This is a genomic window from Vibrio sp. St2 (assembly GCF_947311885.1).
Taxonomy (GTDB): domain Bacteria; phylum Pseudomonadota; class Gammaproteobacteria; order Enterobacterales; family Vibrionaceae; genus Vibrio; species Vibrio coralliilyticus.
In genome coordinates this window covers 286,417-312,141 of the sequence record NZ_CAMZNA010000004.1, presented here as the reverse complement: position 1 = coordinate 312,141, position 25,725 = coordinate 286,417, and the positions used below count along the sequence as shown (strand labels likewise).

The 25,725-nt window shown below is 45.9% G+C and carries 29 protein-coding genes; 18 read left to right on the top strand and 11 right to left on the bottom strand.

Going from position 1 to position 25,725, the window contains the following annotated elements:
- The first annotated feature begins 55 nt into the window (after positions 1-55).
- From ftsB to rpoS, 8 genes are all read left to right on the top strand, one after another.
- On the top strand, positions 56-334 hold the full coding sequence (gene ftsB / locus QMA41_RS15090; RefSeq protein ID WP_019277512.1) for a cell division protein FtsB: 279 nt from the start codon (positions 56-58) through the stop codon (positions 332-334).
- 2 nt (positions 335-336) lie between these two features.
- Positions 337-1,041 carry a 2-C-methyl-D-erythritol 4-phosphate cytidylyltransferase gene (gene ispD, locus QMA41_RS15085; protein WP_171352568.1) on the top strand — a complete coding sequence of 235 codons (705 nt, stop codon included), beginning with the start codon at positions 337-339 and terminating at the stop codon, positions 1,039-1,041.
- A gap of 3 nt (positions 1,042-1,044) precedes the next feature.
- Positions 1,045-1,524: a 2-C-methyl-D-erythritol 2,4-cyclodiphosphate synthase gene (gene ispF / locus QMA41_RS15080; protein ID WP_281630072.1), complete on the top strand. Its 480-nt coding sequence runs from the start codon at positions 1,045-1,047 to the stop codon at positions 1,522-1,524.
- A 46-nt stretch (positions 1,525-1,570) separates the two neighbouring features.
- Positions 1,571-2,617 (top strand): tRNA pseudouridine(13) synthase TruD, encoded by a 1,047-nt coding sequence (gene truD / locus QMA41_RS15075; RefSeq protein WP_281630071.1) that lies wholly within the window; start codon positions 1,571-1,573, stop codon positions 2,615-2,617.
- An 11-nt stretch (positions 2,618-2,628) separates the two neighbouring features.
- The gene (gene surE / locus QMA41_RS15070) at positions 2,629-3,372 is read left to right on the top strand and encodes a 5'/3'-nucleotidase SurE (protein ID WP_172845461.1); all 744 of its coding nucleotides are present in this window, start codon (positions 2,629-2,631) and stop codon (positions 3,370-3,372) included.
- Positions 3,373-3,374: 2 nt separating this feature from the next.
- Positions 3,375-4,001: a protein-L-isoaspartate(D-aspartate) O-methyltransferase gene (locus tag QMA41_RS15065; protein ID WP_038164045.1), complete on the top strand. Its 627-nt coding sequence runs from the start codon at positions 3,375-3,377 to the stop codon at positions 3,999-4,001.
- Between the two features lie 2 nt (positions 4,002-4,003).
- Positions 4,004-4,915, top strand: coding sequence for a murein hydrolase activator NlpD (gene nlpD / locus QMA41_RS15060; RefSeq protein ID WP_065741166.1), 912 nt, complete (start codon positions 4,004-4,006; stop codon positions 4,913-4,915).
- A 66-nt stretch (positions 4,916-4,981) separates the two neighbouring features.
- Positions 4,982-5,965 carry an RNA polymerase sigma factor RpoS gene (gene rpoS, locus QMA41_RS15055; protein WP_006958149.1) on the top strand — a complete coding sequence of 328 codons (984 nt, stop codon included), beginning with the start codon at positions 4,982-4,984 and terminating at the stop codon, positions 5,963-5,965.
- 67 nt (positions 5,966-6,032) lie between these two features.
- On the opposite strand, the gene QMA41_RS15050 is transcribed toward rpoS, so the two are convergent.
- On the bottom strand, positions 6,033-7,307 hold the full coding sequence (locus QMA41_RS15050; RefSeq protein ID WP_281630070.1) for a CNNM domain-containing protein: 1,275 nt from the start codon (positions 7,305-7,307) through the stop codon (positions 6,033-6,035).
- 122 nt (positions 7,308-7,429) lie between these two features.
- Positions 7,430-8,224, bottom strand: coding sequence for an inner membrane protein YpjD (locus QMA41_RS15045; RefSeq protein WP_038164050.1), 795 nt, complete (start codon positions 8,222-8,224; stop codon positions 7,430-7,432).
- A gap of 205 nt (positions 8,225-8,429) precedes the next feature.
- On the opposite strand from QMA41_RS15045, the gene ffh reads away from it, so the two are divergent.
- The 5 genes from ffh to rplS all read left to right on the top strand — a co-directional run bounded on the left by ffh (position 8,430) and on the right by rplS (position 12,040).
- A complete protein-coding gene (gene ffh, locus QMA41_RS15040; protein ID WP_281630069.1) occupies positions 8,430-9,839 on the top strand; it encodes a signal recognition particle protein in 1,410 nt (469 codons plus the stop codon).
- Positions 9,840-10,047: 208 nt separating this feature from the next.
- Positions 10,048-10,296: a 30S ribosomal protein S16 gene (gene rpsP, locus QMA41_RS15035; protein WP_005438039.1), complete on the top strand. Its 249-nt coding sequence runs from the start codon at positions 10,048-10,050 to the stop codon at positions 10,294-10,296.
- A gap of 29 nt (positions 10,297-10,325) precedes the next feature.
- Positions 10,326-10,874, top strand: a complete 549-nt coding sequence (rimM, locus tag QMA41_RS15030) for a ribosome maturation factor RimM (RefSeq protein ID WP_031343344.1) — start codon at positions 10,326-10,328, stop codon at positions 10,872-10,874.
- Positions 10,875-10,901: 27 nt separating this feature from the next.
- Entirely contained in the window at positions 10,902-11,645 is a 744-nt protein-coding gene (gene trmD / locus QMA41_RS15025) for a tRNA (guanosine(37)-N1)-methyltransferase TrmD (RefSeq protein WP_006958144.1), read from the top strand.
- 41 nt (positions 11,646-11,686) lie between these two features.
- Entirely contained in the window at positions 11,687-12,040 is a 354-nt protein-coding gene (gene rplS / locus QMA41_RS15020; RefSeq protein WP_006958143.1) for a 50S ribosomal protein L19, read from the top strand.
- A gap of 246 nt (positions 12,041-12,286) precedes the next feature.
- Here the strand turns inward: rplS and yacG are convergent, their stop codons facing one another.
- From yacG to nadC, 8 genes are all read right to left on the bottom strand, one after another.
- The gene (yacG, locus tag QMA41_RS15015) at positions 12,287-12,481 is read right to left on the bottom strand and encodes a DNA gyrase inhibitor YacG (protein ID WP_019277521.1); all 195 of its coding nucleotides are present in this window, start codon (positions 12,479-12,481) and stop codon (positions 12,287-12,289) included.
- A 51-nt stretch (positions 12,482-12,532) separates the two neighbouring features.
- Positions 12,533-13,273 carry a cell division protein ZapD gene (gene zapD / locus QMA41_RS15010; RefSeq protein ID WP_006958141.1) on the bottom strand — a complete coding sequence of 247 codons (741 nt, stop codon included), beginning with the start codon at positions 13,271-13,273 and terminating at the stop codon, positions 12,533-12,535.
- A gap of 33 nt (positions 13,274-13,306) precedes the next feature.
- Positions 13,307-13,915 carry a dephospho-CoA kinase gene (gene coaE, locus QMA41_RS15005; RefSeq protein ID WP_281630068.1) on the bottom strand — a complete coding sequence of 203 codons (609 nt, stop codon included), beginning with the start codon at positions 13,913-13,915 and terminating at the stop codon, positions 13,307-13,309.
- 1 nt (position 13,916) lies between these two features.
- Positions 13,917-14,786 carry an A24 family peptidase gene (locus tag QMA41_RS15000; RefSeq protein ID WP_281630067.1) on the bottom strand — a complete coding sequence of 290 codons (870 nt, stop codon included), beginning with the start codon at positions 14,784-14,786 and terminating at the stop codon, positions 13,917-13,919.
- Positions 14,787-14,835: 49 nt separating this feature from the next.
- The gene (locus QMA41_RS14995) at positions 14,836-16,071 is read right to left on the bottom strand and encodes a type II secretion system F family protein (protein ID WP_281630066.1); all 1,236 of its coding nucleotides are present in this window, start codon (positions 16,069-16,071) and stop codon (positions 14,836-14,838) included.
- A gap of 8 nt (positions 16,072-16,079) precedes the next feature.
- Complete coding sequence (pilB, locus tag QMA41_RS14990; RefSeq protein ID WP_281630099.1) at positions 16,080-17,726, bottom strand: type IV-A pilus assembly ATPase PilB; 1,647 nt, start codon at positions 17,724-17,726, stop codon at positions 16,080-16,082.
- A gap of 2 nt (positions 17,727-17,728) precedes the next feature.
- On the bottom strand, positions 17,729-18,169 hold the full coding sequence (locus QMA41_RS14985) for a prepilin-type N-terminal cleavage/methylation domain-containing protein (protein ID WP_281630065.1): 441 nt from the start codon (positions 18,167-18,169) through the stop codon (positions 17,729-17,731).
- Between the two features lie 227 nt (positions 18,170-18,396).
- Complete coding sequence (nadC, locus tag QMA41_RS14980) at positions 18,397-19,284, bottom strand: carboxylating nicotinate-nucleotide diphosphorylase (RefSeq protein WP_038163308.1); 888 nt, start codon at positions 19,282-19,284, stop codon at positions 18,397-18,399.
- A gap of 131 nt (positions 19,285-19,415) precedes the next feature.
- Here nadC and ampD point away from each other — a divergent pair, with 131 nt between their 5' ends.
- A complete protein-coding gene (ampD, locus tag QMA41_RS14975) occupies positions 19,416-19,961 on the top strand; it encodes a 1,6-anhydro-N-acetylmuramyl-L-alanine amidase AmpD (protein ID WP_281630064.1) in 546 nt (181 codons plus the stop codon).
- A gap of 127 nt (positions 19,962-20,088) precedes the next feature.
- On the opposite strand, the gene fldB is transcribed toward ampD, so the two are convergent.
- Positions 20,089-20,610: a flavodoxin FldB gene (gene fldB, locus QMA41_RS14970; protein WP_281630098.1), complete on the bottom strand. Its 522-nt coding sequence runs from the start codon at positions 20,608-20,610 to the stop codon at positions 20,089-20,091.
- Between the two features lie 163 nt (positions 20,611-20,773).
- On the opposite strand from fldB, the gene xerD reads away from it, so the two are divergent.
- The 4 genes from xerD to pdhR all read left to right on the top strand — a co-directional run bounded on the left by xerD (position 20,774) and on the right by pdhR (position 25,682).
- The gene (xerD, locus tag QMA41_RS14965) at positions 20,774-21,670 is read left to right on the top strand and encodes a site-specific tyrosine recombinase XerD (protein ID WP_129542214.1); all 897 of its coding nucleotides are present in this window, start codon (positions 20,774-20,776) and stop codon (positions 21,668-21,670) included.
- A 39-nt stretch (positions 21,671-21,709) separates the two neighbouring features.
- On the top strand, positions 21,710-22,462 hold the full coding sequence (locus tag QMA41_RS14960; RefSeq protein ID WP_281630063.1) for a thioredoxin fold domain-containing protein: 753 nt from the start codon (positions 21,710-21,712) through the stop codon (positions 22,460-22,462).
- Between the two features lie 148 nt (positions 22,463-22,610).
- A complete protein-coding gene (gene recJ, locus QMA41_RS14955; protein ID WP_281630062.1) occupies positions 22,611-24,347 on the top strand; it encodes a single-stranded-DNA-specific exonuclease RecJ in 1,737 nt (578 codons plus the stop codon).
- Between the two features lie 567 nt (positions 24,348-24,914).
- The gene (gene pdhR, locus QMA41_RS14950) at positions 24,915-25,682 is read left to right on the top strand and encodes a pyruvate dehydrogenase complex transcriptional repressor PdhR (protein WP_006958126.1); all 768 of its coding nucleotides are present in this window, start codon (positions 24,915-24,917) and stop codon (positions 25,680-25,682) included.
- The last annotated feature ends 43 nt before the right edge of the window (positions 25,683-25,725 follow it).

The window sequence follows — 25,725 nt, the reverse complement described above, 5'->3', positions numbered from 1 at the left end:
GAGACATTATGATATATATGTGGTCTTTCTATATCTCTCATTCTTAGAATATTTTATGCGAATTTTTGCCCTAACTTTACTCTTGTTATTAGGCTGGCTGCAGTACACCTTGTGGCTGGGCAAAAATGGCATTTCTGAGTTTCAGTCGGTCAATGCTGAAATTGAAGTTCAGCATCAGGTTAATGGTAACCTGCAGAATCGAAACAATGAAATGTTTGCTGAAATTGATGACCTTCGCCAAGGGCTAGACGCTATCGAAGAGCGTGCTCGCCATGAATTGGGAATGGTCAAAGAAGGTGAGACGTTTTACCGCATTGTCGGAGATGACAACTAAGCATGACGCAAGTGAACCCTTCCATTGTTGCTATAGTCCCTGCTGCTGGTGTTGGCAGCCGTATGCAGGCAGATCGCCCAAAGCAGTACCTCTCTATTAACGATAAGGCCGTCCTTGAGCATACAGTCGAGAAACTACTGCAACACCCTAAAATAGATAAAGTCATCGTATCGATTACCGACGGTGATCCATACTTTCCGCTGCTATCTATTGCTCAAAACCCGCAAGTAGTAAAAGTGGATGGAGGAAAGGAGCGAGCAGATTCCGTCTTGTCTGGGCTGAAGTTCGTTTGTGACCATCAGCTTGCCGATTGGGTGATGGTGCACGATGCCGCTAGGCCATGTGTAAAAAAGCAAGATTTAGATAAGCTTATTGAGGTGTCATTACAGCATGAGGTTGGAGGCATTCTCGCTTCGCCCGTCAGAGACACAATGAAAAGAGCAAACAGAGGTCAAAATATTGATCATACTGTAGATAGAGAAGCACTGTGGCACGCACTGACTCCACAAATGTTTAAAACTGAGCAACTGACCACGGCCCTGAGTGAGGCGCTTTTGAAAGGTATTACTATTACTGACGAAGCGTCTGCGATGGAGTGGTCTGGGCAATCTCCAGCTCTGGTACAGGGTTCGGCGGATAATATAAAAATTACTCAGCCCGAAGATTTAGCGCTCGCAGAGTTTTATCTTAATCGTAATAAAGGATAAATCATGATTCGTATTGGTCACGGCTTCGATGTACACAAGTTTGGTGGCGAAGGCCCGGTAATTATAGGTGGTGTTTCTGTGCCGTATGAGCAGGGGCTGATCGCTCACTCAGATGGTGATGTTGCTCTGCATGCTCTATGTGACGCGTTACTCGGAGCCATTGCAGCGGGTGATATTGGTCGTCACTTTCCTGATACCGATGATAAATGGAAAGGAGCGGACAGCCGGGATTTACTGCGCGACGTGTACCGCAGAGTGAAAGAACAAGGTTATGTACTGGGAAATGCGGACGTCACCATTATGGCTCAAGCGCCCAAAATGGCCCCGCATATCGCGGCGATGTGTGAAGTGATTGCGCAAGATCTTGAAACGGATATTGGCAATGTGAATGTCAAAGCGACAACGACGGAGCGCCTTGGTTTCACTGGCCGCAAAGAAGGTATCGCGACCGAAGCGGTCGTATTAATAATAAAACAACAATAAAAACTACGCCTTGGCGACTATCGCAGAAAGGGGTAACGGTAACATTATGACTGACATTTTATCTTCACTTGCCTATTTGAATGGAAAACCTCAAGCCACGGGGAAGTTGAAAGCCCAGCCGCAGCATTTTCAGGTTAACGAGGATCTTGGTTTTGCCTTTACTGGCGAAGGAGAGCATCTGATGGTGCGTATCCGTAAGACGGGAGAGAATACCAGCTTCGTTGCAAATGAGCTGGCTAAAGCCTGTGGCGTGAAATCGAAAGATGTCAGCTGGGCTGGTTTAAAAGATCGTCATGCTGTGACTGAGCAGTGGTTAAGTGTTCATCTGCCTAAAGGGAACACTCCTGATTTCAGAGCATTTCTTAGCCAACACCCAAGTATTGAGATTGTTGAAACCAGCCGCCACAACAAAAAACTACGCCCGGGTGACTTAATCGGAAATGAATTCATCATCACGTTGACAGAAGTAAGTGATGTCGAAGATGTACTTGTGCGACTGGAATCAGTCCGCCAACACGGTGTTCCAAATTATTTTGGTAGTCAGCGTTTCGGGAACAAAGGTAACAATCTCAATGAAGCAAGACGTTGGGGGCGTGAGAATGTGCGCACTCGAAATCAAAACAAAAGAAGCTTGTATCTTTCGGCAGCACGCTCGTGGATCTTCAACAACATAGTGTCACAGCGCATTGAACAAGACGTGTTTAATCTGGCTGTAGAAGGTGATTGTATTCACACATCTGAGGGAGTTGTTATTGCTGAATCAGAAGCACTGGCAGAACTTAACGAGGCCATTAAGCAAGGCGATGCTCAGATCACGGCAGCGATGGCGGGTGATAATGCTTTGCCCACTAAAGAGAAGGCTCTGGCATTGGAACAGCCTCATCTGGATGCGGAACCTGATTTGATGGCTCTTATCCGCGGAAATCGCATGCGCCATGATCGTCGTCCTGTAGCGCTAAAACCTCAGGATCTTTCTTGGAGTGTTGAGCAGGACACAATAACATTGCGATTCTCTTTGGATGCTGGCTGCTTCGCCACAGCAATCATTCGTGAGCTTATTCAGGAACAGGAAGTGGAGCGCAGCTACGAATGAGTGACAAAGCACTGAAAATATTATTAAGTAACGATGATGGAGTGCATGCTGAGGGGATTCATGCTTTGGCTGAAGCATTGAGCGACCTTGCCGACATTACCATTGTTGCACCTGACCGAAATCGTTCTGGTGCATCAAACTCGCTCACGCTTGAACAGCCTCTGCGTGTCAAAGAGTTATCGGCAGGTATATATTCTGTTCAGGGAACACCTACCGATTGTGTGCACTTTGCATTAAATGAGCTGATGAAAGATGACCTTCCGGATTTGGTACTGACGGGTATTAATCATGGTGCTAACTTGGGTGATGATGTGCTTTATTCCGGTACGGTGGCTGCTGCGATGGAAGGGCATTTCCTTGGGGTTCAGTCGATAGCCTTTTCTTTGGTAGGTAAAACTCACTTTGCAACGGCTGCTCATATCGCAAGAGACATTGTCGAGCAGCACCTTACGGCTCCGATTCCAACCAATCGATTATTAAATATCAATATTCCCGATCTGCCATCGGATGCGCTGAAAGGTATCAGTGTCACTAGGTTAGGTGCGCGCCATCACGCGGAAGCGATGATCAAGCAGCAAGATCCGCGAGGTCATGATATTTATTGGTTAGGGCCTCCGGGTAAGGAACAGGACGCCGGAGAAGGTACGGATTTCTATGCCATCGAGCAGGGTTTTGTTTCACTTACCCCGCTACAAGTAGACCTGACGGCTCATGAGTCGTTACGCAGTATGGATAACTGGTTGAAGGACAAGTAAGAATGACGAATCCACATGCCGATAGATTGATCGACTTTCTGGTCGCCAGCGGCATTCAGGATCAAAACGTGATCAACGCAATTTATGCTTTGCCGCGAGAACGGTTTGTTTCTCAGGCGATGGTACATCAAGCGTATGACAACAACGCATTACCTATCGGCCAGGGGCAGACCATATCTCAGCCCTATATTGTTGCTAAGATGACCGAAATGCTTGAACTTCGCTCGACAAGCAAAGTCTTAGAAGTGGGGACCGGCTCTGGTTATCAGACGGCTGTACTAGCTCAGTTGGTGGATCATGTTTATTCGATAGAGCGCATCAAGTCTCTCCAGTGGGAGGCAAAGCGTCGCCTTAAGCAACTGGATATTTATAATGTATCGACGAAGCATGGAGATGGTTGGCAAGGCTGGGCAGTCAAAGGACCATTTGACGCAATTATTGTCACCGCTGCAGCAGCTTCCGTTCCTCCTGTACTGCTTGAACAGCTCTCGGATGGAGGCATTCTGGTGATTCCGGTCGGAGAAGATGTCCAGCAATTGCTAAAAATAACCCGTCAGGGCGATGAGTTTTTATCCCAAATTATCGAAGATGTGCGTTTTGTTCCCCTGATTGCTGGTGAACTTGCTTAACTATGAAGTGTTGGTCTAAGTTTATTCCTGTTGTGGCCTTAAGTAGCATACTGATTGGATGTGCTGCTCATTCCCCTGCGCCAGTTTCAGGTCTCAACAAAGATTACAGTTCTATCTCACGTGGTAGCTATCGAGGCAGTTACTATCAGGTCAAGAAAGGTGACACGCTTTACTTTATTGCGTACGTCACAGATAAAGATGTAAAAGATATCATTCGTTACAATGGCTTAACGGCGCCATACACCATCTTTCCTGGTCAAAAACTAAAACTTTGGCAACCTGCCTATAACCCTCCAGCGTACGGTGGTACAGGCGCTGGTGCGGTATCTGCACCTGTTGTTGTCGCAGTGGCATCAACACCATCTATAAAATCGAGTAAAAACTCGAATCAATCGGTTAGCTCTAAAAGCACGCAAAGCAAACAAAAGGTGGTTAAAAAAGATCCAGTTAAGAAGGTTGATCAATCAAAATCAAAGGAGTATGTTGGTTCTAAAAGTAAACAAAACGTTAACAAATCGGTCAGTAGCTCTAAACCAAAGAATGAGAAAATCTCTAAATGGTTATGGCCAACCAAAGGGAGGGTAATCAAAAACTTCTCAGCTGGAGACCAAGGGAATAAAGGCATCGACATTGCAGGGCAGCGAGGTCAGCCGATAACGTCTACAGCTAATGGCACCGTTGTTTATTCGGGTAACGCGCTGCGCGGTTATGGTAATCTCGTGATTATCAAACATAACGATAACTACCTCAGTGCTTATGCGCATAATGAACGGTTGCTCGTACACGAAGGACAAAGTGTAAAAGCAGGCCAGAAAATCGCAACAATGGGCAGTTCTGGAACCAACAGTGTTCGTCTACACTTTGAAATTCGCTATCAAGGTAAGTCAGTGAATCCAAAACGCTACTTACCCTAATACTTAATAGGTAAATAGCGACATTAGAAGTAGTAATGTCTTGCTAGCTCGCCAGGGGGAGGCGCTATGAGTATCAGCAATACAGCAACGAAAGTCGAAGAGTTCGAGCTTGAACCAACAATGGAATCGATTCAGGCAAACGGGCTTACTACCGCCAACCGCACCCAAGCAGAGGACGCCAAAGAGGAGTTTGACGCTTCCACAAAAAGCTTGGATGCCACTCAACTTTACTTGGGAGAAATTGGTTTCTCTCCACTACTCACCGCAGAAGAAGAAGTTTTGTACGCTCGCCGTGCCCTAAGAGGTGATGAAGCTGCGCGTAAACGAATGATTGAAAGTAATCTTCGCTTAGTGGTGAAAATTTCCCGTCGATACAGCAACCGTGGGCTTGCTCTGCTTGATCTGATTGAAGAAGGTAACTTAGGCTTGATTCGCGCGGTTGAAAAGTTTGACCCAGAGAGAGGGTTCCGATTCTCGACCTATGCTACATGGTGGATTCGCCAAACGATTGAACGTGCTTTGATGAATCAAACTCGCACCATACGTTTGCCTATTCATGTGGTCAAGGAACTGAATATCTATCTGCGTACTGCTCGTGAGTTATCACAGAAGCTGGACCATGAACCAACGGCAGAAGAGATTGCTACACAACTCGACAAGCCAGTCGACGATGTCAGCAAGATGCTACGCCTCAACGAACGCATTAGTTCTGTAGACACCCCTATCGGTGGTGATGGTGAAAAAGCACTGCTAGATATTATTCCTGATGTGAACAACTCTGACCCTGAAGTGTCCACACAAGACGATGATATCAAATCTTCATTGATCCATTGGTTGGATGAACTGAATCCTAAGCAGAAAGAAGTTTTAGCACGTCGTTTTGGATTGCTGGGTTACGAGCCGTCAACACTGGAAGAAGTAGGACGTGAAATTAACCTAACTCGTGAACGTGTTCGTCAGATTCAGGTTGAAGGCCTACGCCGTTTAAGAGAGATCCTGATCAAACAAGGTCTGAACATGGAAAGCCTGTTCAGCATGAACGAAGAGTAAATTCTTCTTAAGTAAAGAAAAAGCCTTGGCATTGCCAAGGCTTTATTATTTTTCGCTCTGCTATTTATTAACTTTCTTTAGCGTTACTTGGGAACACTTTTACCAGCTTAATACGGTTCTCTTCTAACTCGACGATTTCCATTGGGTGACCCGACACTTGAACGCTCAGGTGGCTTTCAGGAATGTCCTCTAAATGCTCAAGGATCAAACCATTCAATGTACGAGGGCCGTCAGTTGGTAGCTTCCACATTAACCCTTTGTTGATATCGCGAATATTCGCACTGCCTTCAATTAAGAAGCTGCCATCACCCTGTGGGGTGATTTCTTCAGACAGACTTGGTGCAATCGAAGTGGTGAACTCGCCAACAATTTCTTCCAGAATATCTTCTAGTGTAATCAAGCCAATGATGTCACCGTATTCGTTGACGATAAGTCCGATACGTTCTTTATTTCGCTGAAACTTCAACAGCTGAATATTGAGCGGAGTGCCTTCAGGAATAAAGTAAACTTCGTCTGCGGCTCTGAGCAGAGTCTCTTTGTTAAATTCGTTTTTTTCCAGCATCAGGCGGTAAGACTCACGCAAGCGCAGCATACCGACGACTTCGTCAATCTGGTCGCGGTATAGCACGACGCGACCATGAGGAGAATGGGTTAGCTGGCGAACAATAGATTTCCAGTCATCATTAATATCGATGCCTGTGATTTCGTTTCTAGGCACCATGATGTCATTAACAGTGACATGCTCTAGATCTAGGATGGAAATCAACATATCTTGGTGGCGTCTTGGGATCAGGCTTCCGGCTTCGTTAACGACAGTACGCAGTTCTTCTGAGCTTAGATGATCATCACCGCCGTGATTAGCCCGAATGCCAAGTAAGCGTATAAAACCATTAGTAATGAAGTTAACCAGCATCACTAGTGGTGACAGTAACTTCATCAAGATGCTGAGAAGGATACTGCTCGCGTAGGAAACACGTTCGGGGTAGAGTGCTGCGAGCGTTTTTGGTGTTACTTCTGCGAAAACAAGGACCACCATAGTTAACGCACCCGTTGCGATGGCAACTCCGATGTCACCGTATAAGCGCATTCCAAGAATAGTCGCGATTGCTGAGGCGAGAATATTGACGAGGTTATTGCCAATTAAAATCAAACCAATCAAACGATCTGGACGATCCAATAGCTTTTCGACGCGTTTCGCGCCTTTATGCCCATTATTCGCAAGGTGTTTGAGACGGTAGCGATTCAGAGCCATCATGCCGGTTTCTGAACCTGAGAAATATCCTGAAATAACAATCAGACACGCAAGTAGCGCAAACAAGAGACCCGTTGATATGTCGTCCAAAACTTATCTTTTCCTTTTGATGTTTGATTAATTTATGACCTAACAAAAGCGCTAAGTCAATCTCAGGTATCGGGCGAAGTATTGTAAAAGAAAGGTGCAATCTATGCACCTTTGAATATTAATTAGTTAAGAATGATCTCGCGAACAAAGCGGCTGCCAAAATAAGCCAGTGTCAGCAAAGTCGCTCCGGCAACGGCAAACCAAGTCACTTTTCGACCACGCCATCCTTTCTGATAGTGACCCCAGAGCAGAATGGAGTAGACCACCCAAGCAATAAAAGACAAGATGCCTTTGTGTGCTTTTCCTTGAGCAAACATATCTTGCACAAAAATAAAGCCAGTGAGCAGGGTGCCGGTTAGCAGCAGGTTACCAACCAAGATGATCTTAAAGAGCTGTCGCTCGACCATTAGCAATGGTGGTAGGTTCGGGTTAATCACTAAGGCTTTTTTGGTTTTTAATTTGTGATCTAACCAAGCCAGTTGCAGAGCATAAAGAGCACCAATGGTGAGCGTTGAGTATGAGAAAAGCGCCAGAGAAATGTGAATCAGCAGTTTTGGATCTTGCTCTAAATGAGTAATAAACGTACTGGGTAAGAAAGCGGCTGCAGATAAGTTTATTGCCGCAAAACTATATACCACGGGCAGAAGAAACCACAGACGTGTTCGTAGCATCGCCAGACTTAAAACCAGAGAAATAATAAAACTAATCAAGGAAGCGACATTGAGGATACTCAAGTTCTGCCCTGATCCTTCAATAATCAAATCACTTAATAACCAGGCATGAAAAGCGAGCGCTAAGAAAGCACTGATCAAGACAGTTTTGGCTCGGATACCTGTTTGATGTACAAGCCCCGGTACTATAGTTGCTATTGCTAAGAAATAGAGTATTGCAGCAGCAACGGCGATTAAGTTGTCCATTCTTCTCTAAGATCTGGTGGATTTTTAACAAATTATACCTTGCATCAACAGCTTGGGCTATGACTTATCTCCCTGATTTGTGTCACGGGAGAGATCAAATGTTATCGCGGCAGTGCAAAGCGAGGACTGGCTAAGGTATACTCACAGTAATTTGTCGTCATTTTAGGGCGACTACACTGTGAGTCGCTCAGGTAAAGAGACTAAGATGTTTGAGAATTTAACGGATCGATTATCCAAAACGCTGAAGAATATCAGCGGTAAAGGTCGTTTGACCGAAGACAATATAAAAGACACTTTGCGTGAAGTGCGCATGGCGCTGCTTGAAGCCGACGTCGCTCTTCCGGTTGTACGTGATTTTGTCAAACGCGTAAAAGAAGGCGCCGTGGGCGTAGAGGTTTCTAAGTCTCTAACCCCTGGTCAAGAGTTCATTAAGATTGTTCAATCTGAACTTGAAGCCGTGATGGGTGAGTCCAATGAGGCTCTAAACCTTGCTGCACAGCCGCCAGCTGTGATCCTAATGGCAGGTTTGCAAGGTGCCGGTAAAACCACCTCGGTTGGAAAGCTTTCTAAGTTGTTAAAAGAGAGAGACAAGAAGAAAGTCTTGGTTGTCTCTGCGGACGTCTATCGCCCAGCGGCGATCAAACAGCTAGAAACGCTGGCTTCAGACATTGGTGTCGATTTCTTCCCATCTTCGCCTGATCAAAAGCCGATTGATATTGCCAATGCTGCAATAGACCATGCGAAGAAGAAATTCTATGACGTTCTTCTTGTCGATACAGCGGGTCGCCTAGCGATTGATGAGCAGATGATGGGTGAGATCCAAGAGCTTCACTCTGCGATTGATCCTGTTGAGACTCTGTTTGTTGTCGATGCAATGACAGGTCAGGATGCCGCAAACACAGCGAAAGCGTTTGGCGATGCGTTACCACTGACGGGTGTGATCCTAACCAAGGTCGATGGTGATGCGCGTGGTGGTGCAGCACTTTCGGTTCGTCATATCACAGGTAAACCAATTAAATTCTTGGGTGTCGGTGAGAAAACCGATGCACTAGAACCATTCCACCCTGATCGCGTTGCTTCACGTATTCTTGGTATGGGTGACGTACTGTCGCTTATCGAAGATCTACAACGTAATGTTGATACTGAGAAAGCAGAGAAGCTGGCTAAGAAGTTTAAAGAGAAGAAAGGCTTCGACCTTGAAGACTTCCGTGAACAACTTGGTCAGATGCAGAACATGGGCGGCATGATGGGCATGATGGATAAGCTGCCAGGCATGAGCAATTTGCCAGACAACGTCAAAGATAAAGTCGATGACAAGATGTTTAAGCAAATGGAAGCCATCATCAATTCCATGACCATGAAAGAACGTCAACGTCCTGAGTTGATTAAAGGCTCGCGTAAAAAACGTATTGCTGCGGGTTCTGGTACTCAGGTTCAGGATGTTAACCGCCTGCTCAAGCAATTCACTCAGATGCAGAAGATGATGAAGAAAATGCAGAAGGGTGGAATGAAAGGCATGATGCGCAACATGCAAGGCATGATGGGTGGCATGGGCGGTATGGGTGGTATGGGTGGTATGGGTGGAGGCGGAGGCTTCAACCCATTTGGGCGTTAAAATTCCCCTGCGATAAAAATTTCAAGGTGTTAGCTAGGTCACAAACTTAGATCTCGTTTTATGTTGGTGAAAAAGTAGCTAAATACCTTGCATTGCTCCGGAATAAGAGTAAAATTCCGGAGCTTTATTTTGGCACGAGACCCCAAACTGTTTTTCATTAAGCGGTTCCTGGGGTTAATTTTATTTTTGAGAAAGCAAAGAGGACGACATGGTAACCATTCGTTTGGCACGTCACGGCGCTAAGAAGCGTCCATTTTATCAAATCGTAGTAGCGGACAGCCGCAATGCTGCAACTGGCCGTTTCATCGAGAAAGTTGGTTTCTTCAACCCAACGGCTAAAGGTCAAGAAGAAGGTCTACGTCTAGACCTAGATCGCGTTAACCACTGGGTTGGTCAAGGCGCATCTCTATCTGACCGCGTAGCTAAGCTAGTTAAAGACGCTCAAAAAGCGGCTTAATTCTTAATTTAAGAAGTAGTAATTAGCTTATGTCGATGAAAGGTAATGAAACAATGAGCAGCGAGAAGATTGTTGTAGGTAAGTTTGGTGCTACTTACGGCATTCGTGGCTGGCTTAAAGTTTTTTCCTACACAGACAATACCGAAAGCATATTTGATTACGCACCTTGGTTTATTAACCAGAAAGGTGAGTGGGTTGAGCGAAAAGTAGAAAGCTGGAAGCGCCATAACAAAGGTTTGGTGGTAAAGCTGGAAGGTCTGGACGTGCGCGAAGAAGCGCAATTACTGACTAACTTTGAAATCGCAATTGACCCTGCGGTACTGCCGGAATTGCCAGAAGATGAGTTCTACTGGCGTGATTTGATTGGAATGCAGGTTGTAACTGATAAAGGTTATGACTTAGGCACTGTCTCTGACATGCTTGAAACGGGTTCCAACGATGTTTTGGTGGTTAAAGCAAATTTGAAAGATGCTTTTGGGCAAAAGGAACGATTAATTCCGTTCCTTGAAGAGCAAGTGATCAAGTTGATTGATCGTGAAGCTCAACGGATCGAAGTTGACTGGGATCCTGGATTCTAAACTCCAAATTATCAGAGCGAGATAAACATGTGGGTTGGCGTAATTAGCCTATTTCCTGAAATGTTCCGTTCTGTTACTGATTTTGGAGTAACAGGTCAAGCGGTTAAGAAAGGTCTCTTGTCGATTGAGACTTGGAATCCTCGTGATTTCACTCACGACAAGCATCGAACTGTCGATGACAGACCATACGGTGGTGGCCCTGGTATGCTTATGATGGTTCAGCCTTTGCGTGATGCTATCCATACCGCTAAACAAGCCTCACCGGGTAAGACGAAAGTTATTTACCTATCACCTCAAGGTCGTAAACTCGACCAGCAAGGGGTAGAAGAGCTGGCAACAAATGAGAATTTACTTCTGATTTGCGGCCGCTACGAAGGGGTAGATGAGCGTATCATCCAATCTGAGGTTGACGAAGAATGGTCAATCGGAGATTTCGTGATGACGGGTGGAGAGATTCCAGCCATGACGCTAATCGACTCGGTATCTCGGTTTATACCGGGAGTGCTGGGAGATTTTGCGTCAGCAGAAGAAGATTCTTTTGCCAATGGTTTATTGGACTGTCCGCACTATACGCGTCCGGAAGTGTTAGATGGAGAAGAGGTACCTACGGTACTGAAATCCGGTAACCATAAGGACATTCGTCGCTGGCGACTCAAGCAGTCGTTAGGCCGTACCTGGATAAGAAGACCAGAGCTCCTGGAAAACCTAGCTCTGACTGACGAACAGGAATTATTACTCGCTGAGTTCATTAAAGAACATAACGCGAAGTAACCTATTAAATTTAGTATCAGTTTATTCTAGGAATATTGAAAATGAGTAACATCATCAAGGCTCTTGAAGAAGAGCAAATGAAAAAAGACCTACCTAACTTTGCACCTGGTGACACAGTTGTTGTTCAAGTTAAGGTAAAAGAAGGTGACCGTGAGCGTCTACAGGCTTTTGAAGGCGTTGTAATCGGTGTTCGTAACCGTGGTCTACATTCTGCATTCACTGTACGTAAGATTTCTAACGGTGAAGGTGTAGAGCGTACGTTCCAAACTCACTCTCCAATGGTTGATAGCATTGAAGTTAAACGCCGCGGTGCAGTACGTCGTGCCAAACTGTACTACCTACGTGAGCGTTCTGGTAAGTCAGCTCGTATTAAAGAGAAGCTTGCTAAGAAGTAATGCTATAACTAGCGTTCTCATAGTATTAGCGGAGGCCCTTAGGCCTCCGCTTTTTTATTCGCTGCTTATAACTTCCTTTCTGCCGTTGCTATCGGCGCTTGTTTTATAGCCAAACTCTAGACAGAAAGATATCTACGTCCTGAGCTAAAAGTAGCTTTATAAATCAACCTGAGCGTTACATTAGATAATAAAAGAGCCGATGTTCTCACATCAGCCCTCTATGCCTGAGTAAATGACACGCCTCAGTTAATATTGCTCCTCAGACCATCCATCAGAATCGGACATATCCGGTGCGCCTGGAATACTGTTCTCTTCATCGGCCCATTCACCAAAGTCGATCATTTGGCATTGTTTACTGCAGAATGGACGGTAAGGGCTTTGTTCTCCCCACTCGACGTCTGTACCGCATTTTGGGCAAGGTACGATGGTAATTTTGGACATGAGATTATCTCTGAAAATGTTGAACTCTGGTCGAGTATAGCGCTATCTCAGTTAGCTACATACTGCCAGACGGAATTGAATGTTATCAACGGAAGCTTGTCCTGAAGCAAAGTTGATGAATTTAATCGCAAAACGGTTTTTATGGCCGGAAATCATAGGGAACACACCGTATTGCATTGGAATTTCGAGGCGTAGAATATTGGCATCCTCTGCATCACTTTGGTAGAAACCAGCGGCGGCTTCTTGTGGTTGGAAGTGGCCTGTTTCACGAGTTAGGCGCAACCAAAGTTTGAGTGCATCTGTCAGGGGCTGAAGTGTATCCAGCCAGAGGTTGGTGTCTCTGGTTTTCTGCTCTACAGGTAAGTGAAGCCAATGGTGTAAAGCTGGTAGGTCAAAGCAGCATGATCCGCCGGGTAAGTTGAACCTTTGACGTATAGCACTGAGAAAACGATCTTCTTTCAGGCTTTGACCAAAACGTTCTGCAGCCATCAACTTACTGTGCACATTATCGACTTCAGCCAGGATGTTACTTAGCATGTCCTGATCGACCCCTTCGACATCAAGCCATGAGCGATAGGTTAAGCGCTGTTTCTCAATGTCTTTAGCCAGTTCACTTTTTAACTGTATTTGCTCGAAGATTTCTAATAGATCAAACAAGGAACGAAAGAACAACAAGTGCTGCATGTCATCACTAAATTGAGAAGAAACACTTAACTGATTCAGCAAAGCTTCTACGCGTAGATATATGCGAGTTTTCTCATTTAATGGATGTTCAAAAAAGTGCGTTGTCATTACATGCGGCCTTAGATTCTTCTTCCTTTATTCTCACCGATTTTCCCTACATATTTCTAGGTACTTTTGATGTAATTCTGTGATTTGAGGCAAAAGTTCTTGGTTTGTTGCATTATTTTTAATCACATCATCTGCGATCGCCAGCCGTTGTGTACGACTAGCTTGCGCAGCTAAGATTGACTCCACTTGCTCCAGTGGAACACCGTCTCTTTCCACTGTTCTCCGCATTTGGGTTTGTTTGTCTACATCAACTACCAAGACTCTATCTGCCAAGCTTTGCAGGTTGTTTTCGACCATTAACGGAATCACCAACAAACCGTAGGGTGATGTAACCTTCGCGATATCAGCCTGCATTTTTTCGCGAATCATGGGGTGAAGCAATCCATTGATCCAAGCTTTTTCCTCTTCATTAGCAAAGATGACTTCTCTAAGCTTAGCTCGGTTTAATGTTCCGTCATGTAATAAGATACCTGACCCCCAACGCTCCTCAATGGCTTTTAAGCCTTCACTTCCGGGTTCAACCACTTCCCTAGCCACGACATCAGCGTCAACAATCTCAATGCCAAATTGGCATTGAAAAAGGTTTGCTACGGTGGTTTTTCCACTGGCAATGCCGCCAGTCAATCCGACAACAAAAGGCATATCAGATCCCCAAGATTTGTGTGAAGTACCAATTTATGATGTTCTCTCCCCACATGGCACTGACCCATCCCGCAATAGCGAGATAAGGGCCGAATGGAAAAGCTTTATCTATACCTTGCTTTTGTAGTCGCAGTTGAATAATGCCAAAGACTAGGCCTACTAATGAGGAAAGTAACACGATAACAGGCAAGTACTGCCAACCTAACCAAGCGCCTAGTGCGGCAAGAAGTTTGAAATCTCCATAGCCCATGCCTTCTTTACCAGTGGGTAACTTGAAGCCCCAGTAGACAGACCAGAAACATAAATAACCCGCCATAGCCCCAATAACAGAATCTTGCAGGGAAACCGGGCTGAAGTCTAATAAGGCAAGAGCAATACCTGACCAAATTAGCGGAAAGGTAAGCTGGTCTGGCAGCAGCATGGTATCAAAATCAATGAATGTTGCCGCAATCAGGACGAAGGTAAAAAATAGCAGGGCGATGGCAAAAGCGCTCAGTTCAAACTGATAAGCAATAGCAAAGCTCATTGCACCTGACAGCAACTCAACCAACGGATAGCGAGGGCTAATTTTGGCCTGACAGGCACGACATTTACCACGCAAAAGTAGCCAGCTAATAACCGGGATATTGTCGAGATTACGGATTTGCGTTTTACAGCTTGGGCAGGTGGAGCGAGGAATACTGAGGTTATAGGTACCGTGTGGAGGAGCGATACCGTATTCTGGGAAGCTTTCAGCACACTCGCGTCGCCACTCTCGCTCCATCATTTGTGGTAAACGGTGGATTACTACGTTGAGAAAACTGCCAATGATCAGGCCAAAAATAGTGGCAAGTGTGGGAAACAACCACGGGTAATAGTTAAACAGATCCATAAATGATTCAGCTGGTTGTGCACGTCGTATTTGAGTTATGGCGGATATACTATCCCATAATGTTCATTAAGTTAAAGATAGGCAGATACATAGCGATCACCAAACTTCCCACCAACCCGCCAAGTAGCAGGATGAGCATGGGCTCGATAGCTTTGCCCAGATTCTCGATGACAGACTCAACCTCTGCTTCATATTGATTGGCGATTTGGTTGAGCATCTTGTCAAGTTGACCGGATTCTTCCCCTATAATGATCATTTGCAATAGAAGCTCGGGAATATTGCCTGACCTACGCATTGCCGCATTCAATGCAACTCCAGTGCTTACCTGCTGTGTGACTTGTTCGATGATTCGCTGATAGTGACGGTTATCAGTGGTACGTGCCGCGATATTTAAGCTTGAAATGATGGGTAATCCAGAGTTTAGGCTAATAGCAAGCGTATGACTGAAGCGAGCTAATGAAGCTTTCACTAGCACATTGCCAACAATCGGTAAGTGGGTTTGGATTTCATCAAGCCAAAAGCGAAAGCGACTCGAACAGCGATAACCAAGCGTAATGCTCAGGGCTGCGAGAAGAATGCCTGTCGTGAGATGGATGCTGTGATGTTGCGTTGTCTGAGATAAAGCCAGCACTTGCTGAGTGAACCAAGGCAGCTGTGCCCCGTATCCGCCAAACATGCTCTCAAATTCAGGAATAACTTGGGTGAGCATTAAGAATGCGACAATTAACGCCGTCATGACCACTATGCTGGGGTATATAGCAGCACGCAGAACTTTGGCCTTGAGCTGTTCTGACTTTTCTCGATAGCTCGCAATCCGTTCCAGAGATTCGGAAAGGCGACCTGTCTGTTCTCCCACTCGAACAATATCTAGGTAAAGACAATCAAAATATCGAGATGATTGCTTGAGCGACTGCGAAACAGATTGACCAGATTGGAGCTGTTGCTGAATAAGCCACAGGACGGATGTCATTTCAGCGCAATGAGTGTTTTTCGCAATCAGTTTGAGCGATGTAGTAATGTTCAAGCCGGACATCAGCATAGTTGACCATTGACGAGTGAATCGGGTTATGTCACTGGCTTTTATGCGGTGATTCATTCGCTGATAGCTGGAAGGAGAACGATGCTGAATGAGACGTACTTGAACGTTGTGCTCATTAAGTTGGTCAATCACCTGCGCCTCACATATTGCCAGCATTTTCCCTCTAACTCGAACACCTGATGTGTTGATACCTTGCCATTTATACAGTCTCAATTTGGCTTTGAAATGAGAGTCTTCGGCTTTCATACGGGTTACTAAATTAGCACTCGCTGCAGTTCTGCCTGGCTAGTGATACCTTGGGACAGCTTTTCTAAGCCCGAATGCGGTAATGTTTGCATGCCTTGTTGTATCGCTAAGTCCTCAATCTGGTGAGCTGTGGCGCCGTCGTTAATAGCTTGCGCAATTTCAGGTGTCACTGTGAGTACTTCATAAATACCAGTTCGTCCTGAGTAGCCTTGGTTGCAGTCCTGACAACCTTCAGAAGAAGCCTCATATTGACCTGTCCGGGCTCTCGTAGGGCGCTTGCATTGAGTGCATAGGCATCTGACTAAACGCTGGGCAATGATGAGGCTAAGAGAAGCAGCAAGGTTGAAAGCTTCTATTCCCATATTCTGGAGGCGAAGAATAGCTTCTGCTGCTGAGTTGGTATGGAGTGTTGAAAGGACTAAATGGCCTGTTTGAGCCGCTTTGGTGGTTATCTCGGCAGTTTCTCGATCGCGAATTTCACCCACCATAACCACATCGGGATCCTGACGTAGAAAGGCTCTGAGTGCCTGAGCGAAATCAAAGCCGATTTGAGGTTGAATTTGCACCTGATTGATTCCAGTTAGGTGAATCTCTACGGGATCTTCTGCCGTCGCGATGTTGATCTCATTCTGATTGATGATGTTAAGTCCACTGTATAAAGACAGAGTCTTACCGCTTCCCGTGGGGCCAGTGATTAGAATGAGTCCCTGAGGCTTGGTCAGCGCCTGACGATAGCTTTCGTTTTGAATGTGATTGTAGCCAAGGCTGCTTAAGTCAAAGCTGGTCATTCTGTTGTCGAGCAATCTAAGGACAATTTTTTCACCCCATATGGTGGGCAGAGTCGATACACGTATGTCGATAGAATCAGTTTGAGTCACATTGAGAGTGATACGGCCATCTTGCGGGAGTCTGCGCTCGGCGATGTCCAGCTTAGCGAGGATTTTGAGTCTGGCGGTTAACCTTTGGCATAAGTGCTGAGGAGGTCGCTGCACTTCAACAAGCAAGCCATCACAACGAAACCTGACGCGAAACCATGATTCATGAGGTTCAAAATGGATATCAGAAGCTTGCTTACGTACGGCATCCAGCAGTATCTGCTGGATATAGCGACTGATTGGCGAGCTATCGTGATTGAGATCCTCACTGTCTATTAATTCATGTTCTTCAGCTTCGACTAACTGTTCAAGGTCTAGGGCGCTAAGCTCTTTGTAGCCTAAAGAGTCACTGGCGCTTTGAGCTCCATATAGGTTGTTTATCGCACGGGCTAAAGTCGGTAACTCGGCCAATACGAGTTTGATTGCTAGGCCAGTTGCAAAATGAAATTCTTGTTCTATCTCGGAAATGGAAGGATCGGCGAGCGCTAGAGTAAGATGTTGTCGCTCTACTTCTAGTGGCAGTGCCGTGTGGCTGCGAATTAAGTCGCCAATGCCGAGCTGCTCGCAACAAGTTCGATAATCGAAGTCATCTAACGACAAGATAGGGAGAGCATAGAGTTCACTGATAGCTGCTGTCAGCTGTTTGGATGTCAGGTCACTAATCTCTAGCAGAGCAGAATACGCCTCAATTTGTCGGGTTTCTATAGCTGATATTGCTTGCAGGGCTTGTTCTTCAGTAATTTTATTGGCTTTTTTCAGCAAGAAGGGCAGTTCACTCATGGCTAGTGACTCGGGCACCAGTTTTGGCTGTCTGTACCGCTGCAACTGACAGTCCACGATAGCCCGCTGTTGGAAGCATCAGGAGTCAGACTTACGCTGGCGTTACTCGGCAGTGATCCTTTCGCTCCAGACAACGCGGCTTTGATGATGCTGATAGCTCCGCTTACCTGAGCTGAAACGTAGAAACCGTTGAAATTTTGCTGAGAGGGTATGCCGTTACTGCCCGAAGTGCAGCTAGCGGTTAAAGCATTATTTGACAAGCATATCCCCACAGCTGTCTTCATTGAAGAAGTGGCACTTAGCATATCGCTTGCGTGGGCACGCATGGTGTAGTTTTGGTAGGCAGGTACGGCAAAAGCAGACAATATGCCGATGATCGCTACAACGATCATTAGTTCTATCAGGGTAAATCCTCTTGATGTATTGACTCTGGATAAAGTCATGTTGCTCTCCAACGCTGTTCGATTTGAGTCGCTGAAGAGTAATTGTTAGAGAAAGATTGAGAATACTTTGGTGAAGTGGGGAGTCGAGTAGGTAAGTGGTGATTAGTTAGTATTTCACATGCGAGTTTCACGTGAAGTCGATCTGAGACACTTTATGCTTGGGAGAGGGACGGCTTTCAAAACGAAAAAAGAGAGGCATCGCCTCCCTTTTTCTCTATTTCATCGGACTATTTAAAGCGCATCGACAAGTCCATGGCTTTGACGTGCTTGGTGAGAGCGCCAACAGAAATGTAGTCGACCCCCGTTTCAGCGTATTCACGCAGGGTTTCTAGAGTGACATTACCTGAGTTTTCTAGCGCAGCGCGACCAGCATTAATTCTTACCGCTTCACGCATCATGTCGGTAGTGAAGTTATCAAGCATGATGATGTCAGCCCCGGCCTCAATGGCCTCAGTCAGTTCTTCTAAGCTTTCTGTTTCAACTTCAACAGGTTTACCCGGATTCAACTGCTTAGCGTTCTTAATCGTTTGAGCGATGCCGCCGTTGGCAATAATGTGATTTTCTTTAATTAGATAGGCATCGAAAACACCGATACGGTGATTGAAACCACCGCCACACGCAACAGCGTACTTTAGTGCGCTACGTAGGCCTGGGATGGTTTTGCGGGTATCCAGCAGTCGGCAATTTGTGCCTTCGAGGTGCTTTGCGTACTCTGCAGTAATAGTGGCACAACCTGATAGGGTTTGGATAAAGTTCATCGCATTACGTTCGCCGGTTAGTAACGCGCGTGAAGGACCAGAAAGGTGACAAAGTACCTGATTAGGTTCAACTGCATCGCCATCTTGCACGTGCCATTCAATCTTTACTTCACCACCCAGTTGCTTGAACACCTCATCAGCCCATGCTTGACCACAAAATACGCCGTGTTCACGGGTAATGATGGTGGCTTCGTTGTGAGCATCAGCGGGGATTAGACTTGCGGTGATATCAGCGGCTGGATCTAAAGTACCACCGAGATCTTCTTTTATGGTTTCGGTAACGGAGCGAGAGATTTCCAGAGGTAAATGCTGCTTCAAATATTCAAGACGTTCTTGGCTATTGTGGGTTTCTTTCATTGCAAATCTAATAGGCAGTTGAACATAAGGTGCGCATGATACGATGACTGCGAGGGAAATTCAGCCATTATTCTGGTATTTCACCATTGAAAGTCTAAAATCAAGAGCTTAGTAAGCAAAAGGAGACAAACATGATTGATGAAAGCGGTTGGTATCAAGGTGCCAGACATGTTCCGTCTCCCTTTTTTGATCAACGAACCGATGTAACAGATATCTCCTTGCTGGTGGTACATAACATCAGCTTGCCACCAGGCCAATTCGGCGGGCCATACATCGAGCAGTTTTTTACTGGGCAACTGAATGCTGAAGAACATCCGTTTTTTAAGGTTATTCATCAGATGGGCGTTTCTGCGCATTGTCTGATAAGGCGTGATGGTGAAGTGGTGCAGTTTGTGCCGTTTACAGCAAGAGCGTGGCATGCGGGTGTATCAAGTTTTGCGGGGCGAGAAAAGTGCAACGACTACTCAATTGGTATTGAATTGGAAGGTTGTGATTACATCGCGTATACCGATGAGCAATATCAAGCCCTCAGTGAACTGACACAATCGATACAACGTCAGTACCCTAAAATCACCTTACCCAGAATCACAGGTCATCAATATATTGCCCCATTGCGCAAAACTGATCCGGGTTTGGTGTTTGATTGGGTGAGGTATCGAAACGCGCTACGTTCTTAGCAATAACAACGAACTTCGTCCTTCGGGAACGAGCTGCAGGAAAACTGGAGTTGAGCCCCCAATTAAAGTGGGCAAGTTTAGTTTATCCACTTATCTGAAGAGCGAAGCCCGTTCCCGCATCCCGCTTTTATAGCGTTTCCTGATATTCCACTAAGACTTGTTCAATCCAAGTCGCAATGCGCTCGTCGCTTAACTCATACTGAGAATCTTCGTCTAGAGCGAGGCCGACAAATTGGCTGCCATCTTCCGTCAGCGCCTTTGATGCTTCAAACTCGTAGCTTTCGTCGTTTGGCCAGTAACCAATCAGGTTAGCGCCTGTCTTCTTCAGTTCGTCGTGCAACATGCCCATTGCATCCAGATACCATTCGCCATAGCCTTCTTGATCGCCTAAGCCGAACAATGCGACGGTCTTGCCATTTAGTGATACGCCATCGATTTGATCCCATATCTCATTCCAGTCTTCTTGAATTTCGCCGAAATCCCAAGTTGAAATGCCTAAAATCAGAAAGTCATAATCAGCCATCTCTGCCAGAGGCGTTTCTTTGACATTGCGGATATCCACCAGTTCTTCACCTATGATGGTACGCATTTTCTCCGCTGCCATTTCTGTGTAGCAAGTCGTAGAACCGTAAAACAGACCAATTTTCATCACTTTCTTTTTCATTATTTTGAATCAATAGCGAATTCTAAACACAAAATGGCGAGCTTTGCAGCGAATATCCATATCGAATGGCAATTTTAATGGCTTTATTGCTGCGTGGCACTTACATTGAGCGCATATCATAAAGTTGAGGATTACTGTGTCAGAAGTGATGTCGGCCGATCAGGGGATGGTGGAGCAGTTCCTGGATGCGATGTGGTTGGAGCGAGGGTTGTCGGAAAATACGCTGGCATCTTATCGCAATGATCTATCCAAACTACTTCAGTGGATGACTGAAAATAACTACAGGCTCGATTTTATTAGCCTGTCTGGTTTACAGGACTACCAAAGTTGGTTAATGGATCAGGGATACAAGCAGACCTCACGAGCCCGTATGCTGTCTGCAATTCGTCGCTTATTTCAGTATCTGCATCGAGAAAAAGTGCGAGCGGATGATCCTAGTGCTTTATTGGTCAGCCCTAAGTTACCTAAGAGGCTACCCAAAGACCTGAGCGAAGAGCAGGTTGAAGCGCTGCTGAATGCGCCGGATCCAAACGATGCGATGGAACTGCGTGATAAAGCCATGTTGGAATTACTCTATGCGACAGGCTTGCGTGTGACCGAATTGGTCAGCTTGACGATGGAAAACGTCAGCCTTCGTCAGGGCGTTGTTCGTGTTACAGGTAAGGGCGGTAAAGAGCGTTTGGTACCAATGGGTGAAAATGCAGTTGATTGGATTGAAACTTTTATCCAACAAGGCAGGTCTGAGTTACTTGGGGAAACTACATCTGATGTCGTCTTTCCGAGTAAACGAGCACGCCAGATGACTCGACAGACATTCTGGTACCGTATTAAGCACTATGCGGTTTTGGCTGGTATCGATACCGAAATGTTATCGCCTCACGTATTGCGCCATGCTTTTGCGACGCACTTGCTCAACTACGGCGCCGACCTGCGCGTAGTGCAGATGTTACTCGGGCACAGCGACTTGTCGACGACACAAATTTATACTCATGTAGCGACAGAACGGCTAAAACAGCTACACAGTGAACATCATCCAAGAGCATAAGGAATTATCTCTTATCATATTAAAAATAAGGTGAATTGAATGAGCGTACTACGCCGAATGACTCTACTTACGTTACCGCTGCTTGTGGCAGCACAGGCAGTATCTGCAGCGGAAGTAAAATTTGATAAAGCTCAGCTTGAAGAGCGTTTTGGCAAGCTAGGACTAGAAGTGAAACAAGTCGCTCCTGCAGAGATCGATGGTTTAGTCGAAGTGCAGACCAGTGGCGGAATTCTTTTCGCTTCGCCAGACGGTGAATACTTTTTAGCGGGCACACTTTATAAGCTTGATGGTAATGGTCAGTATGAAGATGTGCTGGCGAAACGTCAGGCACCGATCAATGCGGCTAAAATTGAAACCTTCAAAGACAGCATGATCGAGTTTAAGGCCAAAGACGAGAAGTACGTTATCACTGTCTTCACGGATATTACTTGTGGTTACTGTGTACGTCTTCATAGCCAAATGAAAGACTACAACGACTTGGGTATTACTATTCGTTACATGGCTTACCCACGCCAGGGAGCAACGGGTTCTGTTGCGGATCAAATGGCAACGATTTGGGGTTCAGATGATCCTCAAGCAGCCATGCATAATGGCAAGGTAAAACGTGAATTCCCTGAGAAGAGCAAAGACTTCGCCAAGTATCAGGAAATCATCAAAGAGCATTATGCTCTTGGACGTGAGTTAGGTATCAGCGGTACGCCAGCGATTTTCCTACCAAACGGTGAAATGGTTGGTGGCTATTTACCACCAGAACAGATGCTGCAACGCCTACAACAAACACAAAAATCGTAACTCAACCTCCAGACTCACGTTTTGAGCGCCTGAGAAGCGACCCTGTGATGAGAATCCTATGTCATGAATTAGTTTGATATAAGATTCTCATCTGTTAACTTGTTCGCTAATCAGGCGTCCTGCCCAAGAACAAGGCTCAATCCAATCTATGATCGAAATCCAACGCCGGCCTGAGGTTGATCTCAGTCTGCTTTCCACCGACATTGCTCCACTTCTTAAGCGCATTTATATCTCACGCGGTATCACCAGTGCCCAGCAGTTAGAAACGACGGCGCGTGCATTGCACTCTTATCAAAAACTGCACGGTATTGACGCCGCGGTCGAGCTGCTATTTGAAGCCATTCAGGGTAATAAACGCATTATCGTTGTCGGAGATTTCGACGCCGATGGGGCAACCAGTTCGGCCTTGTCGGTGATTGCATTACGAATGCTAGGTTCCAATAACGTCGATTATTTGGTGCCGAATCGTTTTGAAGATGGTTATGGCCTTAGCCCAGAAGTCGTTGATCAGGCGATTGAAATTGGCGCTGAAGTGATCATGACGGTCGATAATGGTGTCTCTTCAATTGATGGTGTGCGATACGCCAAGGAGCAAGGGCTAAAGGTATTAGTTACTGACCACCACCTGCCGGGCCATGAATTACCTAACGTCGATGCGATGGTCAACCCAAATCTCGAAGAGTGCGCTTTTCCTTCGAAAGCGTTGGCTGGCGTGGGAGTGGCGTTTTATCTCATGATGGCGTTGTGTGTTCATATGAGAAAGCACGGATGGTTTGCCGAGCAGGGCATGGCTGAACCAAAACTGATGGAGCTAATTGATTTGGTTGCTTTGGGTACTGTTGCTGACGTTGTACCACTAGATGAAAACAATCGCATTCTGGTTCACCAAGGCCTGCAGCGTATTCGTGCCGGCAAAGCACGACCTGGTATTCAAGCATTGATTGAAGTCGCAAAGCGAGATGCGCGTCGATTGGTCGCTGCCGATTTCGGTTTTGCACTAGGTCCGCGTATCAACGCAGCTGGTCGTTTGGATGATATGTCGTTTGGCGTTGAGCTTTTGATGGCTAACAACATCCATGCTGCACGTCGTATGGCGAGTGAGCTGGATGGTCTGAACCAAACGCGTAAAGAAATTGAAGAAGGTATGAAGCAGGAAGCGATGGCTTTTTGTGAGCGTCTTCAGTTTGGTGACAAGGATATGCCTCATGGATTGGTGCTCTTTCAACGTGACTGGCACCAAGGTGTGATTGGCATTTTAGCATCTCGAATCAAAGAGAAGTTTCATCGTCCTGTGATTGCCTTCGCGGATGGTGGTGAAGGGAGCATTAAGGGCTCATGCCGTTCGATACCAGGCCTGCATATGCGTGACACTCTCGATCGTATTGATACTCAAAATCCCGGTCTGATCCTCAAGTTTGGTGGTCACGCCATGGCGGCTGGCCTGACGATTATGGAAAAAGACTTCGAACGATTTGCTCAGTTGTTTGATGAGGCTGTGAAACAAGAGTTGGACGACGCCGTACTCAAAGGTGTGATTTTGTCTGACGGTGAATTGAAGCCAGAAGAGTTTTCAATGCACATCGCAGAGATGCTTCGTGCTGGTGGACCATGGGGGCAAGCGTTTCCAGAGCCCTTGTTTGATGGTGAGTTTAAAGTACTGCATCAGAAGCTGGTGGGAGATAAACACCTGAAGCTGATGCTGGAGCCTTTACATAAAGGTCACCCGACCAACATCATGATTGATGGGATTGCTTTTAATGTCGATCTGCGTCGCTGGCCAGATGCGTCAGTGAAAACCGTACGTTTGGCTTACAAGCTTGATATCAACGAGTTCCGAGGTAATCAGTCGTTACAATTGATGATTGACCATATCGAAGCGAAATAAAGGCCTGGACAGCGCTCTGTGAATAACGGGAGCGCTTTGTTGCTGGAAGCGGGAACAGGTTCGTCTTACCGAATGGGAGTTGAGAACGAATTACGCCCTAATGCATTCTAATTTGAAGGGAAGACAGTGCTTTGTCCTTTTAGAGTAAGGTGCCGTAGGTTTATCGGAAGTGGTTGACGGCACTTTTCACTAAGGGGATAGAATAATCCCGCATCCCGCATCCCGCATCCCGCATCCCGCATCCCGCATCCCGCATCCCGCATCCCGCATCCCGCATCCCGCAACTTCCCATCTTTTCACGACATATTCCGTTCATATTTTTTTAAAACTGACCAATTAAAGTGTGATTGCTAGCACGATTTATTCCCATCTGTTTATATTTTGTAATTGGTCTGACCAATTTGATTGCTGTTTTAATCAGCTAATGTTATCAAAGTGTTGATGCATGGCTTGTTCTATGATGTGGGTCAATTTTTGACTGGAACTTGCGTTTTAATTATGTTAATTTCGTCGCCAACTTAAAATTGGTAATACCAATTGACTGCAAAGAGTAGAAGAACAACAACTATGGCTTATCAAAGGATTCGTCAGCCAAAACTCTCTGATGTAATTGAACAAGAGTTAGAACGGCTGATTGTGGAAGGAACATTGTCTCCGGGGCAGCAGTTGCCACCAGAGCGAGAACTGGCAAAGCAGTTTGATGTGTCTCGTCCTTCAATCCGTGAAGCAATTCAACGCCTCGAAGCTAAACGTCTTCTTACTCGTCGCCAGGGTGGTGGCACATTTGTTAGCGAGAATATCTGGACGAGTTTTTCAGATCCTCTGCTAAATTTATTGTCTAGCCATTCGGAAACACAGCTGGATTTACTGGAAACGCGCCATGCGATGGAAGGTATCTCTGCTTATTTTGCAGCAGTTCGTGGCACCGATGAGGACTTTGCCCGTATTCAGGCTTGCCTGAAAAACATCAGCGAAGAGCAAACGAAGAAAAACGTCGAAGCGGAAGCGGCTGCAGTCATGCAGTTTTTGATCGCTTTGACTGAAGCGGCGCACAACGTTGTCCTGCTTCATATTGTTCGCAGTTTGGCCCCTTTGCTGGAGCAAAACGTCCTTCAAAATCTTAAGCTCTTACACCGCCGCGATGAAGTGGTGGAAAAAGTAAGTAAACACCGAGCTAATATCGTTGATGCGATCGTTTCTGGTCAGCCAGAAAAGGCGCGTGAAATGTCGCACTCACACTTAGCTTATATTGAAGAAACATTGTTGGATTTGAGTCGTGAAGAGTCTCGCCGTGAGCGATCTTTGCGTCGAATTCAGCAGGGTAACGACTCGTAAGAGCGTTACTTAAATAAGTAGATCCAACCAACAGAAGGATAGA

Bases quoted from the DNA above. Each gene is read 5' to 3' on its own strand.
- ftsB (WP_019277512.1), top strand. From the start codon at position 56: ATGCGAATTTTTGCCCTAACTTTACTCTTGTTATTAGGCTGGCTGCAG.
- ispD (WP_171352568.1), top strand. From the start codon at position 337: ATGACGCAAGTGAACCCTTCCATTGTTGCTATAGTCCCTGCTGCTGGT.
- ispF (WP_281630072.1), top strand. From the start codon at position 1,045: ATGATTCGTATTGGTCACGGCTTCGATGTACACAAGTTTGGTGGCGAA.
- truD (WP_281630071.1), top strand. From the start codon at position 1,571: ATGACTGACATTTTATCTTCACTTGCCTATTTGAATGGAAAACCTCAA.
- QMA41_RS15065 (WP_038164045.1), top strand. From the start codon at position 3,375: ATGACGAATCCACATGCCGATAGATTGATCGACTTTCTGGTCGCCAGC.
- nlpD (WP_065741166.1), top strand. From the start codon at position 4,004: ATGAAGTGTTGGTCTAAGTTTATTCCTGTTGTGGCCTTAAGTAGCATA.
- rpoS (WP_006958149.1), top strand. From the start codon at position 4,982: ATGAGTATCAGCAATACAGCAACGAAAGTCGAAGAGTTCGAGCTTGAA.
- QMA41_RS15045 (WP_038164050.1), bottom strand. From the start codon at position 8,224: ATGGACAACTTAATCGCCGTTGCTGCTGCAATACTCTATTTCTTAGCA.
- ffh (WP_281630069.1), top strand. From the start codon at position 8,430: ATGTTTGAGAATTTAACGGATCGATTATCCAAAACGCTGAAGAATATC.
- rpsP (WP_005438039.1), top strand. From the start codon at position 10,048: ATGGTAACCATTCGTTTGGCACGTCACGGCGCTAAGAAGCGTCCATTT.
- rimM (WP_031343344.1), top strand. From the start codon at position 10,326: ATGTCGATGAAAGGTAATGAAACAATGAGCAGCGAGAAGATTGTTGTA.
- trmD (WP_006958144.1), top strand. From the start codon at position 10,902: ATGTGGGTTGGCGTAATTAGCCTATTTCCTGAAATGTTCCGTTCTGTT.
- rplS (WP_006958143.1), top strand. From the start codon at position 11,687: ATGAGTAACATCATCAAGGCTCTTGAAGAAGAGCAAATGAAAAAAGAC.
- yacG (WP_019277521.1), bottom strand. From the start codon at position 12,481: ATGTCCAAAATTACCATCGTACCTTGCCCAAAATGCGGTACAGACGTC.
- zapD (WP_006958141.1), bottom strand. From the start codon at position 13,273: ATGACAACGCACTTTTTTGAACATCCATTAAATGAGAAAACTCGCATA.
- coaE (WP_281630068.1), bottom strand. From the start codon at position 13,915: ATGCCTTTTGTTGTCGGATTGACTGGCGGCATTGCCAGTGGAAAAACC.
- QMA41_RS15000 (WP_281630067.1), bottom strand. From the start codon at position 14,786: ATGGATCTGTTTAACTATTACCCGTGGTTGTTTCCCACACTTGCCACT.
- QMA41_RS14995 (WP_281630066.1), bottom strand. From the start codon at position 16,071: ATGAAAGCCGAAGACTCTCATTTCAAAGCCAAATTGAGACTGTATAAA.
- pilB (WP_281630099.1), bottom strand. From the start codon at position 17,726: ATGAGTGAACTGCCCTTCTTGCTGAAAAAAGCCAATAAAATTACTGAA.
- QMA41_RS14985 (WP_281630065.1), bottom strand. From the start codon at position 18,169: ATGACTTTATCCAGAGTCAATACATCAAGAGGATTTACCCTGATAGAA.
- nadC (WP_038163308.1), bottom strand. From the start codon at position 19,284: ATGAAAGAAACCCACAATAGCCAAGAACGTCTTGAATATTTGAAGCAG.
- ampD (WP_281630064.1), top strand. From the start codon at position 19,416: ATGATTGATGAAAGCGGTTGGTATCAAGGTGCCAGACATGTTCCGTCT.
- fldB (WP_281630098.1), bottom strand. From the start codon at position 20,610: ATGAAAATTGGTCTGTTTTACGGTTCTACGACTTGCTACACAGAAATG.
- xerD (WP_129542214.1), top strand. From the start codon at position 20,774: ATGTCGGCCGATCAGGGGATGGTGGAGCAGTTCCTGGATGCGATGTGG.
- QMA41_RS14960 (WP_281630063.1), top strand. From the start codon at position 21,710: ATGAGCGTACTACGCCGAATGACTCTACTTACGTTACCGCTGCTTGTG.
- recJ (WP_281630062.1), top strand. From the start codon at position 22,611: ATGATCGAAATCCAACGCCGGCCTGAGGTTGATCTCAGTCTGCTTTCC.
- pdhR (WP_006958126.1), top strand. From the start codon at position 24,915: ATGGCTTATCAAAGGATTCGTCAGCCAAAACTCTCTGATGTAATTGAA.